The organism is Nocardia seriolae NBRC 15557 (genome assembly GCF_007990715.1).
Classification (GTDB): domain Bacteria; phylum Actinomycetota; class Actinomycetes; order Mycobacteriales; family Mycobacteriaceae; genus Nocardia; species Nocardia seriolae.
The window spans coordinates 50,180-67,559 of sequence record NZ_BJWY01000004.1; the positions used below are offsets into that span (position 1 = coordinate 50,180).

The 17,380-nt window shown below is 70.2% G+C and carries 15 protein-coding genes; 12 read left to right on the forward strand and 3 right to left on the reverse strand.

The window, feature by feature from the left end; all coding sequences use genetic code 11:
* The gene (locus NS2_RS01935; RefSeq protein ID WP_045436007.1) at positions 1-666 is read left to right on the forward strand and encodes a response regulator; all 666 of its coding nucleotides are present in this window, start codon (positions 1-3) and stop codon (positions 664-666) included.
* On the opposite strand, the gene NS2_RS01940 is transcribed toward NS2_RS01935, so the two are convergent.
* Entirely contained in the window at positions 654-1,217 is a 564-nt protein-coding gene (locus NS2_RS01940; RefSeq protein ID WP_158544027.1) for a TetR/AcrR family transcriptional regulator, read from the reverse strand. The genes NS2_RS01935 and NS2_RS01940 overlap by 13 nt on opposite strands.
* Before the next feature lie 75 nt (positions 1,218-1,292).
* Here NS2_RS01940 and NS2_RS01945 point away from each other — a divergent pair, with 75 nt between their 5' ends.
* From NS2_RS01945 to NS2_RS01990, 11 genes are all read left to right on the forward strand, one after another.
* The gene (locus tag NS2_RS01945; protein ID WP_228102765.1) at positions 1,293-2,306 is read left to right on the forward strand and encodes an FAD-dependent monooxygenase; all 1,014 of its coding nucleotides are present in this window, start codon (positions 1,293-1,295) and stop codon (positions 2,304-2,306) included.
* Between the two features lie 341 nt (positions 2,307-2,647).
* Positions 2,648-3,034 carry a PEP/pyruvate-binding domain-containing protein gene (locus tag NS2_RS37100; RefSeq protein WP_071811924.1) on the forward strand — a complete coding sequence of 129 codons (387 nt, stop codon included), beginning with the start codon at positions 2,648-2,650 and terminating at the stop codon, positions 3,032-3,034.
* Positions 2,977-5,358, forward strand: coding sequence for a phosphoenolpyruvate synthase (locus tag NS2_RS01950; RefSeq protein WP_253251218.1), 2,382 nt, complete (start codon positions 2,977-2,979; stop codon positions 5,356-5,358). Before NS2_RS37100 ends, NS2_RS01950 begins: the two co-directional genes overlap by 58 nt.
* Positions 5,355-8,876 carry an AMP-binding protein gene (locus NS2_RS01955; RefSeq protein WP_033085282.1) on the forward strand — a complete coding sequence of 1,174 codons (3,522 nt, stop codon included), beginning with the start codon at positions 5,355-5,357 and terminating at the stop codon, positions 8,874-8,876. Before NS2_RS01950 ends, NS2_RS01955 begins: the two co-directional genes overlap by 4 nt.
* Positions 8,873-9,148 (forward strand): acyl carrier protein, encoded by a 276-nt coding sequence (locus NS2_RS01960; RefSeq protein WP_045436010.1) that lies wholly within the window; start codon positions 8,873-8,875, stop codon positions 9,146-9,148. The genes NS2_RS01955 and NS2_RS01960 overlap by 4 nt, the downstream gene beginning before the upstream one ends.
* Positions 9,145-10,254, forward strand: coding sequence for an SDR family oxidoreductase (locus NS2_RS01965; protein ID WP_033085281.1), 1,110 nt, complete (start codon positions 9,145-9,147; stop codon positions 10,252-10,254). Before NS2_RS01960 ends, NS2_RS01965 begins: the two co-directional genes overlap by 4 nt.
* A complete protein-coding gene (locus tag NS2_RS01970; RefSeq protein WP_033085280.1) occupies positions 10,251-11,186 on the forward strand; it encodes a nucleoside-diphosphate kinase in 936 nt (311 codons plus the stop codon). Before NS2_RS01965 ends, NS2_RS01970 begins: the two co-directional genes overlap by 4 nt.
* The gene (locus tag NS2_RS01975) at positions 11,183-12,193 is read left to right on the forward strand and encodes a ScbA/BarX family gamma-butyrolactone biosynthesis protein (RefSeq protein ID WP_228102767.1); all 1,011 of its coding nucleotides are present in this window, start codon (positions 11,183-11,185) and stop codon (positions 12,191-12,193) included. The genes NS2_RS01970 and NS2_RS01975 overlap by 4 nt, the downstream gene beginning before the upstream one ends.
* Positions 12,190-12,825, forward strand: coding sequence for a nitroreductase family protein (locus NS2_RS01980; protein ID WP_033085278.1), 636 nt, complete (start codon positions 12,190-12,192; stop codon positions 12,823-12,825). Before NS2_RS01975 ends, NS2_RS01980 begins: the two co-directional genes overlap by 4 nt.
* Positions 12,822-13,769 (forward strand): UbiA prenyltransferase family protein, encoded by a 948-nt coding sequence (locus tag NS2_RS01985; RefSeq protein ID WP_033085277.1) that lies wholly within the window; start codon positions 12,822-12,824, stop codon positions 13,767-13,769. The genes NS2_RS01980 and NS2_RS01985 overlap by 4 nt, the downstream gene beginning before the upstream one ends.
* A 69-nt stretch (positions 13,770-13,838) precedes the next feature.
* On the forward strand, positions 13,839-15,281 hold the full coding sequence (locus NS2_RS01990; protein WP_045436013.1) for an MFS transporter: 1,443 nt from the start codon (positions 13,839-13,841) through the stop codon (positions 15,279-15,281).
* Here the strand turns inward: NS2_RS01990 and NS2_RS01995 are convergent.
* Together NS2_RS01995 and NS2_RS02000 are read right to left on the reverse strand one after the other, a co-directional pair.
* Positions 15,268-16,047, reverse strand: coding sequence for an ABC transporter permease (locus tag NS2_RS01995; protein ID WP_228102768.1), 780 nt, complete (start codon positions 16,045-16,047; stop codon positions 15,268-15,270). The genes NS2_RS01990 and NS2_RS01995 overlap by 14 nt on opposite strands.
* Positions 16,044-17,324: a glycosyltransferase gene (locus tag NS2_RS02000; protein ID WP_033085276.1), complete on the reverse strand. Its 1,281-nt coding sequence runs from the start codon at positions 17,322-17,324 to the stop codon at positions 16,044-16,046. The genes NS2_RS01995 and NS2_RS02000 overlap by 4 nt, the downstream gene beginning before the upstream one ends.
* Between the last annotated feature and the right edge of the window lie 56 nt (positions 17,325-17,380).

The window sequence follows — 17,380 nt, forward strand, 5'->3', positions numbered from 1 at the left end:
GTGATCACCGTCCTGCTCGTCGACGACCACCCCGTGGTCACGGAGGGCATGCGCGGAATGCTCTCGCGGGAGCCGGATCTCACCGTCATCGGCGAGGCGGCCGGCGGCGCGGAGGCGATAACGGTGGCCACCGCCCTGCGCCCCGACGTGGTGCTGATGGACCTGCGCATGCCCGAAATCGACGGCCCCGCGGCCACTGAACGCATCCTCGCCGCCTGCCCCGCCACCCGCGTCGTCGTGGTCACCACCTACGAAACCGACACCGACATCGTGCGCGCCGTGGAGGCCGGAGCCTGCGGCTACCTGCTCGAGGACAGCTCTCGAACCGAGCTGGCCGCCGCCGTCCGCGCCGCCGCCCGCGGCGAAACCGTCCTGGCCCCCGCCGTCAGCGCCCGCCTCCGCCGCCGCGACCGCGACCCGCAGGTGGCACTGTCGGCCCGTGAGACGGAAGTCCTCGGGCATGTCGCACGCGGTCTGACCGACACCGAAATCGGTCTCGTGCTCCATATCGGTGAGGCGACCGTGAAGATCCATCTGCAACGCGCGTTCGTCAAACTCGCCGTCACCGACCGCACGGCCGCGGTCACCGCCGCCCTCGCGCGGGGCCTGCTGGCGGTGCGTCCGCCGGAGCGACCGTCCGCGCGCGGCGGTGATCAGGGCAGATAGCCGCGCAGGAGAATGCGCACGGCCTCGTAGATCTGCTCGGTGCCGGGTTCGCCCGCGCCGGCGAGGCGGTCGAAGATGAGGCCGTCGATGCAGGCCACGAGGGCGTGGGCGCGGGCGGCCGGGTCGGGGGCGCCGAGGGTGGACAGCAGGTCGGCGGCGGTGGTGCGGAGGCGGAGGCCGCTGTCGCGCAGGGCTTTTCGGAGTTTGGGGCGGCGGGTCGATTCGAGGGCCAGTTCGTAGCGGGCGAGCATGCGGGTGCGGTCGACCGTGGTCCACTTGGCGATGAGATCGGTGATCAGGCGGGCCAGTTCGTCGGGGTCGCGGGCCTCGGTCGGGAGCAGGGCGAGTTCGCGGGCGTCGTGCTCGGCGAGGCGGGCGACGGCGGCTTCCAGCAGGGATTCGCGGGTGCGGAAGTGGTTGGAGCAGGAGCCTTCCGGGAGGTTGGCGGCCTGGTCCACGGAACGATGGGTGAGGCCGCGCTGGCCCGCGGTGGCGAGGGTTTCGATTGCGGCGTCGGCCAGCCGGGTGCGGCGGTCTGCGGTGTCGGTCACCATGTCTTCCCTTTCTCCGGACGGTGGCACTACAACTGTAGTCGATGGTAACTACAGATGTAGTGGAGGGTTGTCATGGGTGACCGTGGGAAGGCGATCGTGGTCGGGGGCGGTATCGGTGGATTGGCCACCGCTATCGCATTGACCGGGCGCGGGTGGCGGGTCGAGGTGCTGGAGCGGGCCGCCGAGATCGGTGAGGCCGGGTCGGGTATCTCGCTGTGGGCCAATGGGATCCGTGCGCTGGATGCGCTCGGGGTCGGAGGCGCGGTGCGGGCGGCCGGGCTGGTGGAGACCGAGGGCGGGATTCGTGATCGGGCCGGGCGGTGGCTGTCGAAGACCGATACCGGTGAACTCGCCCGCCGGTTCGGGCCACTGGTCGCGGTGCGGCGAACCGACCTGTTCTCGATCCTGTCGGGTGTGCCGGGCGCGAGTGCGCTGCGCCCGGGCGTCACGGTGACCGGTGTCGAAGCGACCGGATCCGGTGTGCGGGTGGAGCACAGCGAGGGTGCGTCGGAAGCGGATCTGGTGGTCGGGGCCGACGGTATCCGCAGCGTGGTGCGCTCGGCCCTGTGGCCCGCCGCGCGCGGACCGCGATACTCCGGGTACACCGCCTGGCGGATGATCACCGGCCCCTTGGATTTCGTTCCGTCGGGAAGCGAAACCTGGGGCAGCGGAGAGCGTTTCGGCGTGGTCCCGCTGCGCGACGGCTGCGCCTACCTGTTCGGGGTGGCCAACGCTCCCGAGGGGCAACGGCATCCGGGACGCGAATTCGACGAGGTACGGCGCCGATTCGGGCACTGGGCCGCACCGATTCCCGAAGTCCTCGCCCGCGTCGATCCCGCGACGGTCCTGCACCACGACATCTACGACCTGCCACCCCTGGGCACCTTCACCCGCGGCCGGGTGGCGCTGCTCGGCGATGCCGCGCACGCCATGACCCCGAACCTCGGCCAGGGTGCGAATCAGGCCCTGGAGGACGCGGTCACCCTCGCCGTCGTACTCGATCGGGAACCGGTGCCCGAGGCGCTCGCGACCTACGATCGCCTGCGTCGCCCCGCGCCACCGAAATCGTGCGCCGCTCCCGCCTGATCGGCGCCGTCGGTCAATGGTCATCGACACCGGCAACTCTGCTGCGCGACAACGTGATACGAATCTCGCCAGCCTCGGCCATGCTGCGCGGACTGGGTCCGGTGCTGAGCTGGCGGCCGCCCGAATAGCCGCGCCGCAGCCGATTTCCGCACTTCGCGCCGTGCGCCACCCGGAATGTGCACAGCACGGTGCGAGTTTCGCCTCGCAGATACTCTACGACCGGGCCGGGGTTAGGCAGACCCAAGAAGCTTGGGCTGGCGCACGTTTGAAACGTGGATTACCCAGAGTAACACCCCTGATCTTGCTCCGGCGTCTGCTGTGATGCGGCTGACCTCAGGGGGATGGGAGAGGTTGTGCGGTTGCTCGGCCCTTGGTCGGATTCGGTGGATATCGCCGCGTATGGAGGTGGGAAGGCGCGGGGGCTGTATGCGCTGGGGGAACTGGGGGTGCGGGTACCGGAGTGGGCGGTGCTCGGGACGGGGGTCTTCGAGGAGTTCGCCGAGGCGGCGGGCCTGACGGCGGGGTTGCGGGAGTTCGCCGCGCTGGACGAGATCGACGCGGCGCTGGGGCGGGCGGGTGAACTGCGCGCTGCGCTGGCGAAGGCGGAGGTGCCCGAGGTCATCCGGGCGGAGATCACGCAGGGTCGGGCGCGATCGCGGTGCGGTCGTCGATGTCGGCCGAGGACGGGGCGGAGCATTCCTTCGCCGGGCAGTTCGACAGCCACCTGAATGTGCGCGGGGCCGACGCGGTGGTCGAGCGGGTGCGGGACTGCTGGGCCTCCGCGTTCTCCGAGCGTGCGGTGCGATATGCGTTCGCGCACGGCATTTCTCGCACCTTCGCACCGGCGGTGGTGTTGCAGAAATTGATCATCGCGCGATCCAGTGGCGTGGTGTTCACCCGGAATCCGATGACCGGCGCGGCCGACGAGCTGGTGATCAGCGCCGTCTACGGGCTGGGGGAGGGCCTGGTGTCCGGCGCGGTCGACGCCGACTCGCTGATCCTCGACAAGGACACCGGTGAACTGCTCGATATCACGCTGGGGGACAATGATATCCGGTTCGACATCACCGATGGGCAGGGCTGCTCGGCGGTCGCGGTGGCCGAGGACGAGCGCGGTACCCGGGTGCTGGCCGATGCCGAAGTGGCCGAGCTGGCGGAGCTCTCCAGGAAGATCGAAATCGGCGGTGGCACAGCGCAGGACATCGAATGGGCCATCGACGACACGGGTGTGTGGTTGTTGCAGACCCGCCCGATCACCGCCGCCGCAGCGGCGGTGGCCGCGCGCTCGGTCGAATTGCGCGGCGCGGGCGAACGAGTGGGCCCGGACGAGGCGCGGATCTGGGACAACTCCAACATTATCGAGAGCTTCAGCGGCATCACCTCCCCGCTGACCTTCACCACCGCGGCCGACATCTACGGCCGCGTGTACCGCGGTTACGCCGCCTCCCTGCGGGTCCCGCAGCAGCAGCTGCGCCAGACCGACGCGTGGACGCCGGTGCTGCTGGGCACCTTCCACGGTCGCGTCTACTACAACCTGCTGCACTGGTATCGCATGGTCGGCATCGCGCCCGGATACCCGCTCAACCGGCGGGTGCTCGAGGCCGCGCTCGGCGTGGCCGAACCCCTGCCCTCGGATATCGCGAAGACGTTGCGCCCGTTCGAGTTCGATACACCGGCGGCCCGGATCCGGTCGCGGGCGGTGACCACGGCGGTCTACGTGCGGCGACTGTTCGGCATCGACGCGATGATGGCGGACTTCGCCCGCGAGTTCTACCGCGTCTACGACGAATACGACGCCCTGGACTACACCGCCCTGACCGGCGAGCGGGCCTATCGGGCCTATCGCACGGTGGACCGCGACCTGGTCGAGCGCTGGGGGCCGCTCATGGTGCTCGACGCCATCCTGCTGACCACCACCGGCCTGATGTTCCTGCTCACCAAGCTGCTGCTGCCCAAGGCTCCGGAATGGTTCCTCTACGCCGTGGTCGGCCCGGGCGCGGATGTGGAGTCCGCGGAACCGGCGCGCGCCATGATCGAGCTGGCGCGGGCCGTGCGCGCGGATCCGGAACTCGGCGAGATCATCAATTCCACTGCGCCGGAGCAGATCCACGACGCGCTGCGGGCCGCGGGGCGCACCGAGTTCCTGACGGCCATCGACGACTATCTGGACCGCTACGGCTATCGCAGCCTCGACGAACTCAAGCTGGAGACACCGGATCTGCGGGAGAATCCGGCCAACCTGTTCGTCATGCTGCGCAGCGCCGTCGGCCGGGTCGCCGACACCGTCGCGGCCGACCGGGCCGGGGAAGCCGACGCCTATCTCGACGAACACCTCGGCCACGGGGTGCGGCGACGCGTCTATGAACGCCTGCGCGCCAGGGTCGATCGGTGCGCCGCGCACCGGGAAAGACTGCGGTTCTGCCGTACCCGCGCCTTCGGCATGGTCAAACGCATGATCCGGGTGATGGGCCGGGACCTGGTGGCCCGCGACGTCCTCGACGAGTTCGACGACGTGTTCCAGCTGACCGTCACCGAGTTGCGCGGCTGCTACGAGGGCGAGTCCACCGCATCGCTGCGCGAGGTGGTAGCGGCCCGGAAATCCTTGCGCGCCAAGGACTCCGTGCTGGTCGCTCCCGCCCGCTTCCGCACCGTCGGCCCCCGCCTCGGCAATGCCGAGCTGAGCGCCCAGGGCTGGGTGCCGCGCACCGCCACCGAGGCCGCCGCCGCGGGAACCGTCCTGGCCGGAACACCCTCGGCCGCGGGCATTGTCGAGGGCACCGCCGTCGTGGTGGGCGAGCCCCGCGACGTCGCGGGCGGCATTCTCATCGCCTATCGCACCGATCCGGGCTGGGTGGCCGCCCTGCCGTCGGCGTCGGCGCTGGTCATCGAGCGCGGCAGCCCGCTCACCCACGTGGCCATCGTGGCGCGCGAGCTGGGCGTGCCGACAGTGGTCCAACTGCCCGGCGTGACCCGCCAACTGCGTACCGGCATGCGCGTCCGAGTCGATGGGGCCGCCGGCACCGTCACCGTGCTTCCCGAAGGAGAACTGTGATCGACCTTGTGAACGCCGAAGCGGCCGTGCGACATTGGCGGATCGAGCCGTCCGCGGACAGCGGCATCCAGCTCGCCGACGAGGCCGACGGCTGGGAGTTCCGCGGCTATCGCGAACTGGCCGACCAGGTGTGGTCCATCGCGGCGCTGCTGCGCGCGGGCGGGCTCGGCAGCGGCGACGGCGCGTGCGTCATCATGCCGACCGGATTTCCCTGTGTGTCGGCGTTCTACGCCGTCTGGGCGTGCGGCGGCGTGTTCACGCCGGTCGCCCCGCCCATGTTCGGCGATCTCGAGCAGATCGTGGCGCACATCGCGGGCATCCTGGAGCAGGCCGCGCCCCGGCTGGTGGTGACCTCCCCGGAGTTCGAGACCTTCGTGCGCGCCGCGGCCGTCGCGGCCGGGCGCACCGACGAACCTGTGGTGGTCGATGCCGCCACCCTGCCGCCCGCCCCCGCCGTGCGGGAACTCGCCCCGGTCGCGGAAGTCGCCCTGCTGCAATTCACTTCGGGTTCCTCCGGCTCGCCGCGCGGTGTGCGGGTGAGCTGGGGCAACCTGGCCAACAATATCGACATGATCGCCCGGCTCATCGACTGGCGGGCGGGCGAGACCATGGTGTCCTGGCTGCCGCTCTACCACGATATGGGCCTGGTGGGCGCGTTCCTGACCGCGGTCACCAACCAGGCGCCGCTGTATCTCATGCGCCCGGACCAGTTCGTGCGCGACCCGATTCGCTGGCTGCGGGCCATGACCCACGCCCAGCACGCGCCCTCGCCGTCGTTCGCGCTCGGCTACGTGGCGCACCGGGTGCGGCCCGAGGACATCGCCGACCTGGACCTGTCGGGCTGGCGCACCCTGGCCATCGGCTCGGAACCGGTGGAGGTCGCCGATCTTCAGTCCTTCGTGAAACTGACGGGGCCGCAGGGCTTCTCGATGGGTTCGTGCACCCTCGCCTACGGCCTGGCCGAAGCGACGCTCATGGTGACCTCCTCGCCGACCCGCCGCCCGATCACCGCGCTGCGCCTGGACAACCCGAATCTGCGCTTCGGGGAACCGGTTCCGGTGCTCGAGGAAGCATTCCTCGACGACGCCCACCGAGTGGAAGGCGCGGGCTGGATCACCGGGCTCGGCTTCTCCACCCCCGAATCGACGGTGACCGTGGTCGACGACGAGGGGCGCGAACTGCCCGACGGCGTGCTCGGCGAGATGGTCGTGACCGGGGACTCGGTGGCGCTGGGCTATTCCGGCACGCCGAGCGCGACCTCCTCCACCCGGATCGAGAACGGCCGCCTGTATTCCGGTGATGCCGGATTCCTCTACCGGGGAGAGGTTTTCGTGCTCGGCCGCATGGGCACCAGCCTCAAGGTGCGGGGTCGCTCGGTATTCATGGAGGACATCGAATCCCGTGTCGCCCAGGAAACCGGGCTCACCAAGGGCAAGCTGGCCGCCGTCGGCTTCTCCGATGCCGGTGAGCAGGGTGTCGTGCTGTTCGCCGAGACCGCGGCGGGGGACTGGATCGCCGAGGCCCGAGCCATCATTGGCGGCCACCTCGGACCCGCGCAGACGGTGCACATCGTCACCGGACCGCGCGGTCTCATCCGGCGCACCTCCAGCGGCAAGCCCCGGCGTCGGCACATGTGGCAGCAGCTGCGTGACAGCAAGCTCGCGGGCGCGGTGGTCCACTCCGCCGAGGACGAGCCCGAAACCGCGGTCCGGACACCCGGCCTGCCGGCGGATCGGCTGAAGCGGCTGCTGGACGCCGCACTCGAGACGGTGACGGTCCCCGCCGACGCGGCGGTGCTGTTCGAAGGCTCGCTGGCCGAGGGCTTCGGCAACGCGGGCTCCGACATCGATTTCCTCGTGGTGGCACCCGGTTCCGGCGAACTGCCGACCCTGCCGACCCTCCTGTTCCTCGACGGCCGCCGGGTGGAGGTGCGCACCCGCTCGGCCGCCCAGATCCGGCGTCAATTCGAACAGGTCCTCGCCGCGCCCGACGAGGACGTGCTCAACCGCTGCCAGCGTTTCCTGCGGGCCACGGTCCTGGTACCCGGCACGGTGGACCTGCACGAGCTGCGTGCCCTCGTTCCCGACGACGCCTTCGCCGCCCGCCTGGGTGCCTGGTGGACCGCTCGCGCCCGCCACGCCCTGCGTTACGCGATCGCCCTGCGCGCCTTCGGCTCCCACACCGAAGCCCTCGCCTGGGCCGAGGACGGCCTGCTCCAGGCCGTGAAGGGCCGGCTCGCTCACCGCGGCGAAACCTACCTCGAAACCAAATGGCTGCCCCGGCAACTGGCCCGGGTCGAGCCGGACTCACTGATCGAGCGGTACCGCGCACTGACCGAGGCGACGCCCGATCAAACGGACACGGGGGTCGAGCCTCACGGGGGAGCCGAATCCGGTGAACACCCTGCGGGAACCTATTCCACCACAGTGGATTCCGTTCCCGATGCGGCCGAATCGGCGGCAGACCGGGACGATTCGGTGGGCGCGATCTTCGGGGCGAAGCGCGTCCCGCGCTGGTCGGCACTGCTGGAGTTGGCCACCGAGCTCGGGGTCGACGGGGTCGAGGACGATCCGCATGCGGTGATCTTCACCCGGCAGGCCGGGGTGACGACCTGGCCGCTGGCGGGACGGCTGCACGTACTGCGCTCGGGCGGTGAGGTTTTCGTGCTCTCCGAGCAGGGGGCGCGGGCTTGGCGATCGGTGGTGTTCCGGCAGTCGATCCGGGATGTCGTGGCGCGGGCGAGCGGCGATATCGGGGCCGAGCTCGCCGAGTTCGTGCGGTTGGGGCTGGTGGGATTGCAGTGGCGGGGCGGGGAGGTGCTGGAACCGGCGCTGGCCATGTGCAAGCCGGTGCAGCCCTATACGCCGGTGCCCGCGGTGACCACACCCGCGCTCGGCCTCACCGGCGCGGCGGGCGGCGAGGGCATCGCCACGCTCTCGCCCTTGCCCGCCGGGCGGTTCATCGGCTGCGGGTTGAATCTGGTGTGGTCCAACGTGGTGCTGGAGAACGCGCGCGAGGACCTGGTCGGGGCCGTGAAGGACGGGCAGGGCGGGGTGGCCGACATCGCGGCGCACCGGCTCGTCGCCATGAGCGTGCGAGTGTTGCTGAGCGCGTTCGGAATTCATCCGCTGCCCGCCGACGTGGATCCGGTCGGCACCGTCGCGCGGCTGCTGCCCGGTTCCGCACCGGATCGCGACGGGCTGATCGCGGCGCTGGAATCGGCTGTCCGCGTGCGATTCTCGCGGACGCTGCGAAACGGCGGCGACGCGCTCGACGATCTTGCCACCGTCGACACCGTTGTCACCGCGGTGCGCCGCCTGACCGCCGTCGCGGGTGCGGGCCGGGAGTTCCCGGCCTCCTTCGACTCCCGCGAGCAATGGCAGCGGACCCTCACCCTCGGCTACGACTGGCTGCGGCTGGCCGGGTACCTGGACGCCTCGTTGCCCCTGGACGAGGCCCGGGACCTGCTGGCCAGCGGCGGCCAGCAGCCGCACCTGCGAGAGAGCGAGCAGTCATGACCACCGAGAACACCGTGGCCGCACGAGATGCCGTGGCCGAACGCGTCCGGCAGCTGGTCGCCGCCATGGCCCCCCGCCCGGCCGCCACGCTCGACGACGAGCTGCGGCTGATCGAGGACCTCGGCTTCGATTCGCTGCGGCTCATGGAACTGACCGTGGTGCTCGAACGCGGCTTCGACCTACCGCGCTACCGGCCCGAACAACTCATGGGCGTGCTGCGGGTGGGCCAGGTCGTGGACCTGATCACCCGGACCCTGGAGGTGCGCGCATGAGTGAACGTCACGCCGTGCTGCTGACCGGAGCCAGCGGGCTGGTCGGCGCGGAGGTAGCCGCCCGGCTCGGCGACGCGGGCCGTGCAGTAACGGCCGTGCTGCACAGCAATTCGGAGATCCGTCGCAACGACGGCACGCCGTACGCGCCGGAACATCGGGTGAACGGGAATATCCGGCGGCCAGGATTCGGGCTCGACCCCGCCGTCTCCGCCGAGCTCGCCGACCGGGTGGGCATGATCGTGCACTGCGCGGCCACCACGGCCTTCGACGCTCCGCCCGAAACCTATGACGCACTGAATGTGGGCGGCGCGCGCAACGCGGTCGAATTGGCGCTCGCCTGGGACGTGCCGCTGGTGCACGTGAGCACCGCGTATGTGTGCGGCATGCGGCACGGGGTCATCGGCGAGGATGAACTGGATGCCGGTCAAGGCTTCGGAAACGGTTACGAACAGAGCAAACTGCGTGCCGAGCAGCTGGTCCGGGCTGCGGGCGAGCGTGGCTTGCGGTGGGCGATCGTACGGCCGGGCATAGTCACCGGCGCGGTCGCCGATGGCGTGATCCGCGAATACAAGAACCTGTACACCGTCGTGAAGCTCATGGTCGAAGGCAAACTGCGCACGCTGCCGGGCCGCTACGACGCGACGCTCGCGCTGGCCCCGGTCGATCACGTCGCGGAGGTGATCGCCGCGGCGGTCACCGGATTCGACGGCGTCGCCGGTGCCACCCTGCACGCGGTCGGACGCGACACCCTGTCGCTGCGTGAGGTTTCCGACGTGCTGGCCGAATACCCCTCCTTCGAGGTGGCGACCTTCGTACCCGAATCCTCCTTCCGCGCCGACGATCTCGACTCGATCGAGCGCGAGTACTACCTGCGCATCGGCGCGCTCTACACCAGCTACTTCCAGCGCCGCCTGAGCTTCGACACGTCCACCGCCGACCGCCTGCTCGACCGGCTGCCGCCGCGCACCGGGAAGGACTATCTGCGCGTGCTGCTCGACCACTGCCTGGAATCCGGGTACCTGGGTGCGCCACTGCCCTCCATCGAGGAAATGCTGGCGCGCAACGGCATCGGCGCAACTTTTGCGGGGACGGGGGACCGGTCATGAGCGACGACGACCTGCGCACCCTGCTCGCCGAGCTGACACCGTCCAAGGCCAAGGTCGACGCCTACCTCGCCGATACCTACGTGCTGGAAACCGTCGATCAAGCCGCACGCCTGGGCATCGACGCCGGTCGGTTCGCCACCGAGCACTCGTTGCTGCTGCTCAAGCCCGACGCCATCCTCGCCCGCGCCGTGGAACCGACCCTGACGTGGCTGGCCGACAACGACTTCCGGGTCGTCGCGGCCCGCCGCGTGGTGGTGGACCGGCATGTGGCGCGCGCCCTGTGGTACTTCGCCTGGAATATCGCCTCCCCGGAACGGCGGCTGCTGGCCGACCTGCTCGTCGGCATCTCGGACGTGCTGGTGCTCGTCGTGCGCGGACCGGTGACCGAGCTGCCGACCCCGATCCGCCTCGCGGAGGCCAAGGGCGCGACCGATCCCCGCAAACGGCGGCCCGGCGAGCTGCGCCACCTGCTCGGTCGGCACAACTACCTGCTGAATCTCGTGCACTCGCCCGATGATCCGGCCGACGTGCTACGCGAACTCGCCATCTACTTCGACGCGAACACCCGCGCCGAGGTCTTCGCCCGCGCGCTCGAAGCGAAGGATGCCACCGCGACGGCCGCCGCGGTGGCGCGCGAACTCTACGACGGGGCTCCGGCGCGCAGCTTCGAACGGGGAGATGCGGTCGCCCGGCTGACCGCGGGCCTGGACACCGCGGCGCTGCGGGCACTCGATGATCGGATGGCGGCCGTCGAACCCGGCTCCGACGCCGCCCAGGCCGCGCTTCTGGACGTGGCGTGGTCCAGCGGCCTCGACCTCGACCCGTGGTCGCTCATCGTGCTGGGTTCCTACGTTCTTCCCATGCGCACCGGGTCCGGATCGCAGACGCTGCGGCCCGTGGGCGCGACCGACTGGCTGGAGGCAAGACCGTGACGACCACACAGCCCCCGCGCACGACACGAGCCATGGCACCGCCCGCCCGCCCCGGAGTGCGCGCCACCCACCTGCGCACCATTCCCCGCGCCCTGGCGCATCGGCATTCGGTCGCGGAGGTCTTCGTGACCTCCCTGGCAGCCGAGGGCGAGGACAGCTTCGTGGCCGGGGCCCAATTGCCGCGCATGCACGGGCATTACGGTGATCACGCCGGAGCGCTGGCCGATCACCACGATCTGATCGCGGTCATGGAGGCCGCGCGACAGGCGTCCATCGCGGTCACCCACGAGTTCTACGAGGTGCCCACCGACCGGGCGTTCCTGGTGCGGACCTTCAACGGCAGCGGAATCGAGAGCGCCGCTTGGGAAGTCGGGTTCGCGCCCGCCGACCTCGAACTGCGGGTGCGGGCGCTGCGCAAGCACGATCGGGGCGAGGCGTTGCAGGGCCTGGATCTGGTGCTCGACATCTCCTGCGGCGGCGTCGCCATGGGTACGGTGGACGGCTCGTTCTCCTGGGTCGACCCCCGGCAGTGGGCGGGCATTCGCGCGGGCTACCGGAAACACCTGGGGCTCGGGCCCTTCGAGACGCCCGCCTCCGCCGGTCCGCGCGCCGCGGCGGCGCTGGTGGGCCGGGAGAACCCGCGCAATGTCGTGATCGGCGTCCCTGAGGCCACGCCGTCGCGGGCCCGCGCCGCGGTGATCGCCGACACCACCCATCCGATCCTGTTCGACCACCAGCTCGATCACGTGCCCGGGAATCTGCTCATCGAGGCCTGCCGACAGACCGCGCTGACCACCATGGGACCGGATCTGCGCCGATTGCTGAGCGTGACAAGCGCTTTCGACCAATTCGTGGAACTCGACCTGCCCGCCGTCTGCGTCGCGGAACGCGCCGAATCCGCCGTCGACACCACCGTGGTGCACTGCGAGATCCGCCAGGCCGGGGGCGTGGCCGCCCGCATCGACCTCGAATTCGCCGCCTCCTCGCGGGAGGATCCGCGCCGATGAACACCGACCTGCTGACCGGCACCCGCGCGGTCCGCAAACACCTGGATCTGTCGCGGCCGGTGGCGGATGCGGATATCCGGGCCTGCCTGGAGATCGCGATCCACGCGCCCAGCGGCTCGAACCGGCAGCCGTGGCGGTTCGTCGTGGTCCGCGACGCCGAACTCAAGGCGCGGATCGGCGAGTACTACCGGAAAGGGTTCGCCGCCAACCTGTCCGGACGCACCCCGCGCCCGGACCAGCTGGCCGACCTGGCCTCAGGGCAGTATCTCGCCGACCATTTGGGCGAGGTACCGGCGCTGATCCTGGTGTGCTCGCTGGGCCGCCCGCCCGCCGAGCCATCGCCGCCGCGGCTGGCCAGCTTCTACGGGTCGATCTATCCGGCCGTGTGGAACCTGCAATTGGCCTTGCGCGCACGGGGACTGGGCTCGGTCATGACGACCGCGCACCTGGCCTACGAACGTGAGGTCGCCGAGTTGCTGGGGATTCCGTTCGCTGAGGTCAGTCAGGTGGCGATGCTGCCGGTCGCGCATCTGCTGGGCGGCTCCGGCAAGCCGGTCCGGCGCACGCCCGCCGCGGAACTGACCGGGTGGGACGGCTGGGAGCGTCCGGGATCGGAAGGCGCGGCCCGATGACCGATCTCGCCGAAAACACGGTCGGCACCGGAGTTTTCACCTCGGTGCGCCGCATAGCGCGATTCACCCGGGTGATGTACAAGCCGCATTATCTGCTGTACGGCATCCTGTGGGTCTTCGCGCTCGAAGGCACCGCCGCGCTGCTGACCGATCCCGACACCGGCTGGCATCCGACCGGCGCGACCGCGGCCCGCATCGCCGTCGTCGCGATCGTCCTGCTCTACCTGCGCATGGTCGACGAGCAGAAGGACCTCGAATACGACCGCATCCACAATCCGGACCGTCCCCTGGTCACCGGTGCGGTCAGCGCGGTCGAATTGCGCAGTGCCATGGCCGTTATCGCGGTCGTCTCGATCGCCGGGAGCCTGGCCCTGTCGGTCCGCTCGGCCCTCGCGATCACCGCCGTGCTCGCCTACGGGCTGATCCTATGGGCCCTCGAACGACTCTCGGCCACGATTCGCACCGATATCGTGCTGAACCTGCTGGTCACCTACCCCGTTCAGTTGCTGGTGACCGCCTACGTGGTGCTCTCGGCCATCGACACCGGCGAGGCCGCCGCCCGCGGCCGGGTGGCCTGGGTCGTGATCGTCTTCGCGGGCGCTTTCCTGCAATTCGAATTCGCGCGCAAGACCGCCCGCCTCCCGCGCCCGGGCGAAATGTACTACTCCAATACCCTGGGTCCGGTGGGCAGTGCCGCCGCCTCGCTCGGATGCGCGACGGCCGCCGCGGTCTGCGAGATCGCCCTGGCCCAGCCCTGGGAACGACACGGTGCCGCCGCCGCGATAGGTTGGATCCCCCTGGCGCTATTGGTGATTCCGGTTTCCGGCGCGTTGCGTTTCGTGCGATCGCAGGACGAGGAATACCCCATCCTCCCGGCGGTCCTGTTCATCTTGACGCTCTATCTCACCCTCATCGGACAGGCCGTGGTAGCAACCGGCACGTGAGACGTGGCCGAAATCCAGTGGAGAGGGCCCGGCTCGGCAGGTTCCGGGACGGAGGTAGCGTCGGGTGTCATGATCGTTTCTTCGGATATCCCGACCAGTACCGGAACCGATCGCGTGTGGGGGCTGCCGATCGTGGTGCTCGGCGGGCTGCAATTGCTCACGGTGCTCGATGGGACGGTCGTCGCCCTGGCGCTGCCCCGGATCCGGGAGGGCCTGGGACTGTCCGAGGCGGGCGGGAATTGGATCATCACCGCCTACGTCCTGGCCTTCGGCGGACTGATGCTGCTGGGCGGCAGGCTCGGCGACGCCTTCGGGCGCAGACGGGTATTCGTGGCCGGGGTCGCCGCCTTCACCCTCACCTCACTGCTGTGCGGACTCGCCTGGGGGCCGGTGAGTCTGGTGGCCGGGCGGGCATTGCAGGGGATGGCGGCGGCGGTGGCGGCACCGACGTCGATGGCGCTGGTCGCGACCACCTACACGCCGGGGAGAGCGCGCAGTCACGCCTTCGCGATCTATGCGGCGCTCAGCGGCATCGGGTCGGTGGCCGGACTCATCGCCGGGGGAGTGCGCACCCAAATGTCGTGGCGTCTGGTGTTTCTGATCAATGTTCCGATCGGGCTGCTGGTGACCCTCGGCGCTCTGGTGTGCCTGCGGGAATCCGGGGGCGAGCGCGGTCGGCTCGATATCGCCGGTGCCGTCCTCGCGACGACGGGCGTGACGCTGCTGGTTCTCGCGGTGAACGAAGGCCCGGGCGGATGGGTGCGCCCGGTGGTGATCGTCCCCGGAGCCGTTGCGGTGCTGTTGTTGTCCGGGTTCGTCATGGTCGAGCGGCGCGCGGAGAATCCGCTGGTGCCTTTCGCGCTGTTCGGGAATCCGAGCCGGGTCGCGGCACTGCTCGCCATCGTGCTGGCGGGCGGGGTGATCATGTGCCTGGCGGTGTTCATCTCGCTGTATCTGCAAGGAGTACTGCGGTATTCGCCGATGCAGAGCGGATTCGCGGTGATTCCCTTCGCGATCGGATTCGCGGGAGCCGCGGCGGCGGCCGCCCGGCTGGCGTTGCGGGTGCAACCGCGCTGGCTGGTGATCGCGGGTGGCGGGGTCATCGTGGCGGGCTGCCTGTACGCCGCGGCCATCACATCGGGGCGGCCCGCGTACTTTCCGGGGATCGCGCTGCCGATTCTCGCGGTCGGGTTCGGGGTGGGGTTCGCGGTCGTTCCGCTCACGCTGTCGATCGTCGCGGGGGTGGGGGCGCGGGAGATCGGGCCGCTGTCGGCGTTGGCGCAGGTTGCTCAGAATCTGGGTGGTGCCGTGGGATTGGTCGCGGTGGGCGCGGCGGCTGCGTCCCGGGACGGCCTGGCCGAGGGCTACGGGCTGGCGTTCGTCTGCTGCGCGGGGATCGCGGTGGTGGCGGGGATTGTCGTGCTGTTCATGCGATTCACTCCGGCTCAGGTTGCGGAGGGACAGTTGGCCGAACGGGCCGCGCACGGCGAGCAGGGGCTCAGCGGTAGTTGAGGCGGCGGAAAGAGACGGCGGCGCAGGTGAATCCGATTGCGGCTATGACGGTGCACCAGAGGATGGCGGGGGCGGTGCGGTCGGCGGGGGTGCCGTCGAGGAGGCTGCGGATGGTGTCCACGACGGGAGTCGCGGGCTGGTGGTCGGCGACCGTGCGCAGCCAGGTGGGCATGGTGTGGGTGGGGACGAACGCGCTGCTGACGTAGGGGATGAAAGTGATGGCGTAGGTGAGGCCGCCCGCGGCCTCGGGGTTGCTCGCGGCCAGGCCGAGGGCGACCGCGATGGCGGTGATGGCCACCACGAACAGCGAGATGAGCGCGGTGGCCGCCAGCCAGCCCAGGGGGCCCGAACCCGGGCGGTAGCCCAGGGCGACCGCCACGCCCACCGCGATGGCGATGGCGGCCATGGTGCGGGCGAAACCCTCGGTGAGGTGACCCGCCGCCAGGGCCTGGCGGAACATGGGCAGGGTGCGGAAGCGGTCGACGCTGCCCTTGGTCATGTCGGTGCACACGCCGGTGGCGGTGATGGACGCGCCGAAACCGGTGCACAGCAGCATGATTCCGGGGACCACGTAGTCGAGGTAGGAGCCGCCGACCGCGATCGCGCCGCCGAAGACGTAGGTGAACAGGAGCATGACCAGGATCGGCATGGTCAGCGAGATGACCAGGGTGTCGGTGCTGCGCAGGGTGCGCCGGGCGCACCGCCGGAACATGACCAGGGTGTCGGGGACCAGGTAGCGGACGGCGGCGAGGCTGGGGGAGGTCACCGCGCGGCGGCCTCGATGAGATCGGCGGCCCGCTCGACGGTCCCGGTGGTGCGCAGGGTCTTCGCGAATTCCCCGACGCGCGTGCGGCGTTCGTCGTTCAGCAGCGGGGCCAGTTTGTGTTCGAGACGGTCGGCGGTCAGCTCGGCGAAGGGCAGATGCGCGCCGACACCGAGCTTTTCGACCTGACCGCCCCACATGGGCTGCTCGAACGACACCGAGCACACCAGCGTGGGCAGGCCCGCGCGCAGGCTCTCGAACAGCGTGCCGATACCGCCGTGATGCACCGCCGCGGCGCAGTGCGGGAAGATCCGGTCGAAGGCCAAACCCGTGCCGACCACCTTGATCCGCTCGCCCGTCACCGTGCCCGCCACATCCAGATCGCTCCAGCCGGCATGGACCAGCGCGCGGATCCCGAGCCGCGCCGACACCCGCTCCGCCATGGCGAACACGGCCGCGGCATCGCGGATCGGCATGCTGCCGAAACCGAAATAGACCGGGGGCTCGCCGGATCGGATCCAGTCCAGCAGGTCGTCATGATCGCCGGACAGCTCGCCGACGGCGGCGCGGGTGGCATCGTCGAGGGTGAGGAACCCGGTGAACGGGCGGCGCTCGTCCCATTGCTCGGCCAAGCCGGGTACCAGCGCCGGATCGTAGATCTGAATCTCGGGCACCCGGGTGCGAGCCAGCGCCGCCGCCGGGGAGTCGTACGACTTGCCCAGGCCGAGCGTGGCGCGCAACCGGTTGAGATAGCGCAGGAACACCACCCGGCGCAGATTCTCGGCCAGCAGCCAGGTGGCCCGGTTCGCCGGTGCGGGCGGATTCCATTGTGCCGGAAGCAATCCCGGGAACGGATAGGCGCTGTTCATCCGGCAGGGATAGTAGTGCAGGCTGACCAGCGGCACCCCCATGGCCTGCGCCACCGACAAGCCGCGATCCTCGGTGACCGTGGTCGCCACGATCAGATCCGCCTTCGCGCACACCTCGATGACCTCGCGGTTCATCCGGTCGGCATACTCCGACATCTGCTTGCCCACCAACTGCATCAGCCGCAGCGTATTCCCGGCCGCCAATGCGCGCCGGCCCTCCTCGGAGCTGTAGAGGTGCTGCACATCCGGTCCGCAGGATTGCGCGGGAAGTCCTGCGGCGGTGACGAAGTCGACCAGATTCGGTGGCGCGCCCAGCAGCACCTCGTGACCGCGCCGCTGCAACTCGACGCCGAGACCCACGATCGGGTGGACATCGCCGCGGGTTCCGGTCAGCGGTATCGCGATGCGCATGCGGCCTCTTTCGACACAGTTGGTGGGCACCCTGGACACTGGGTGCTGTGGCGGTC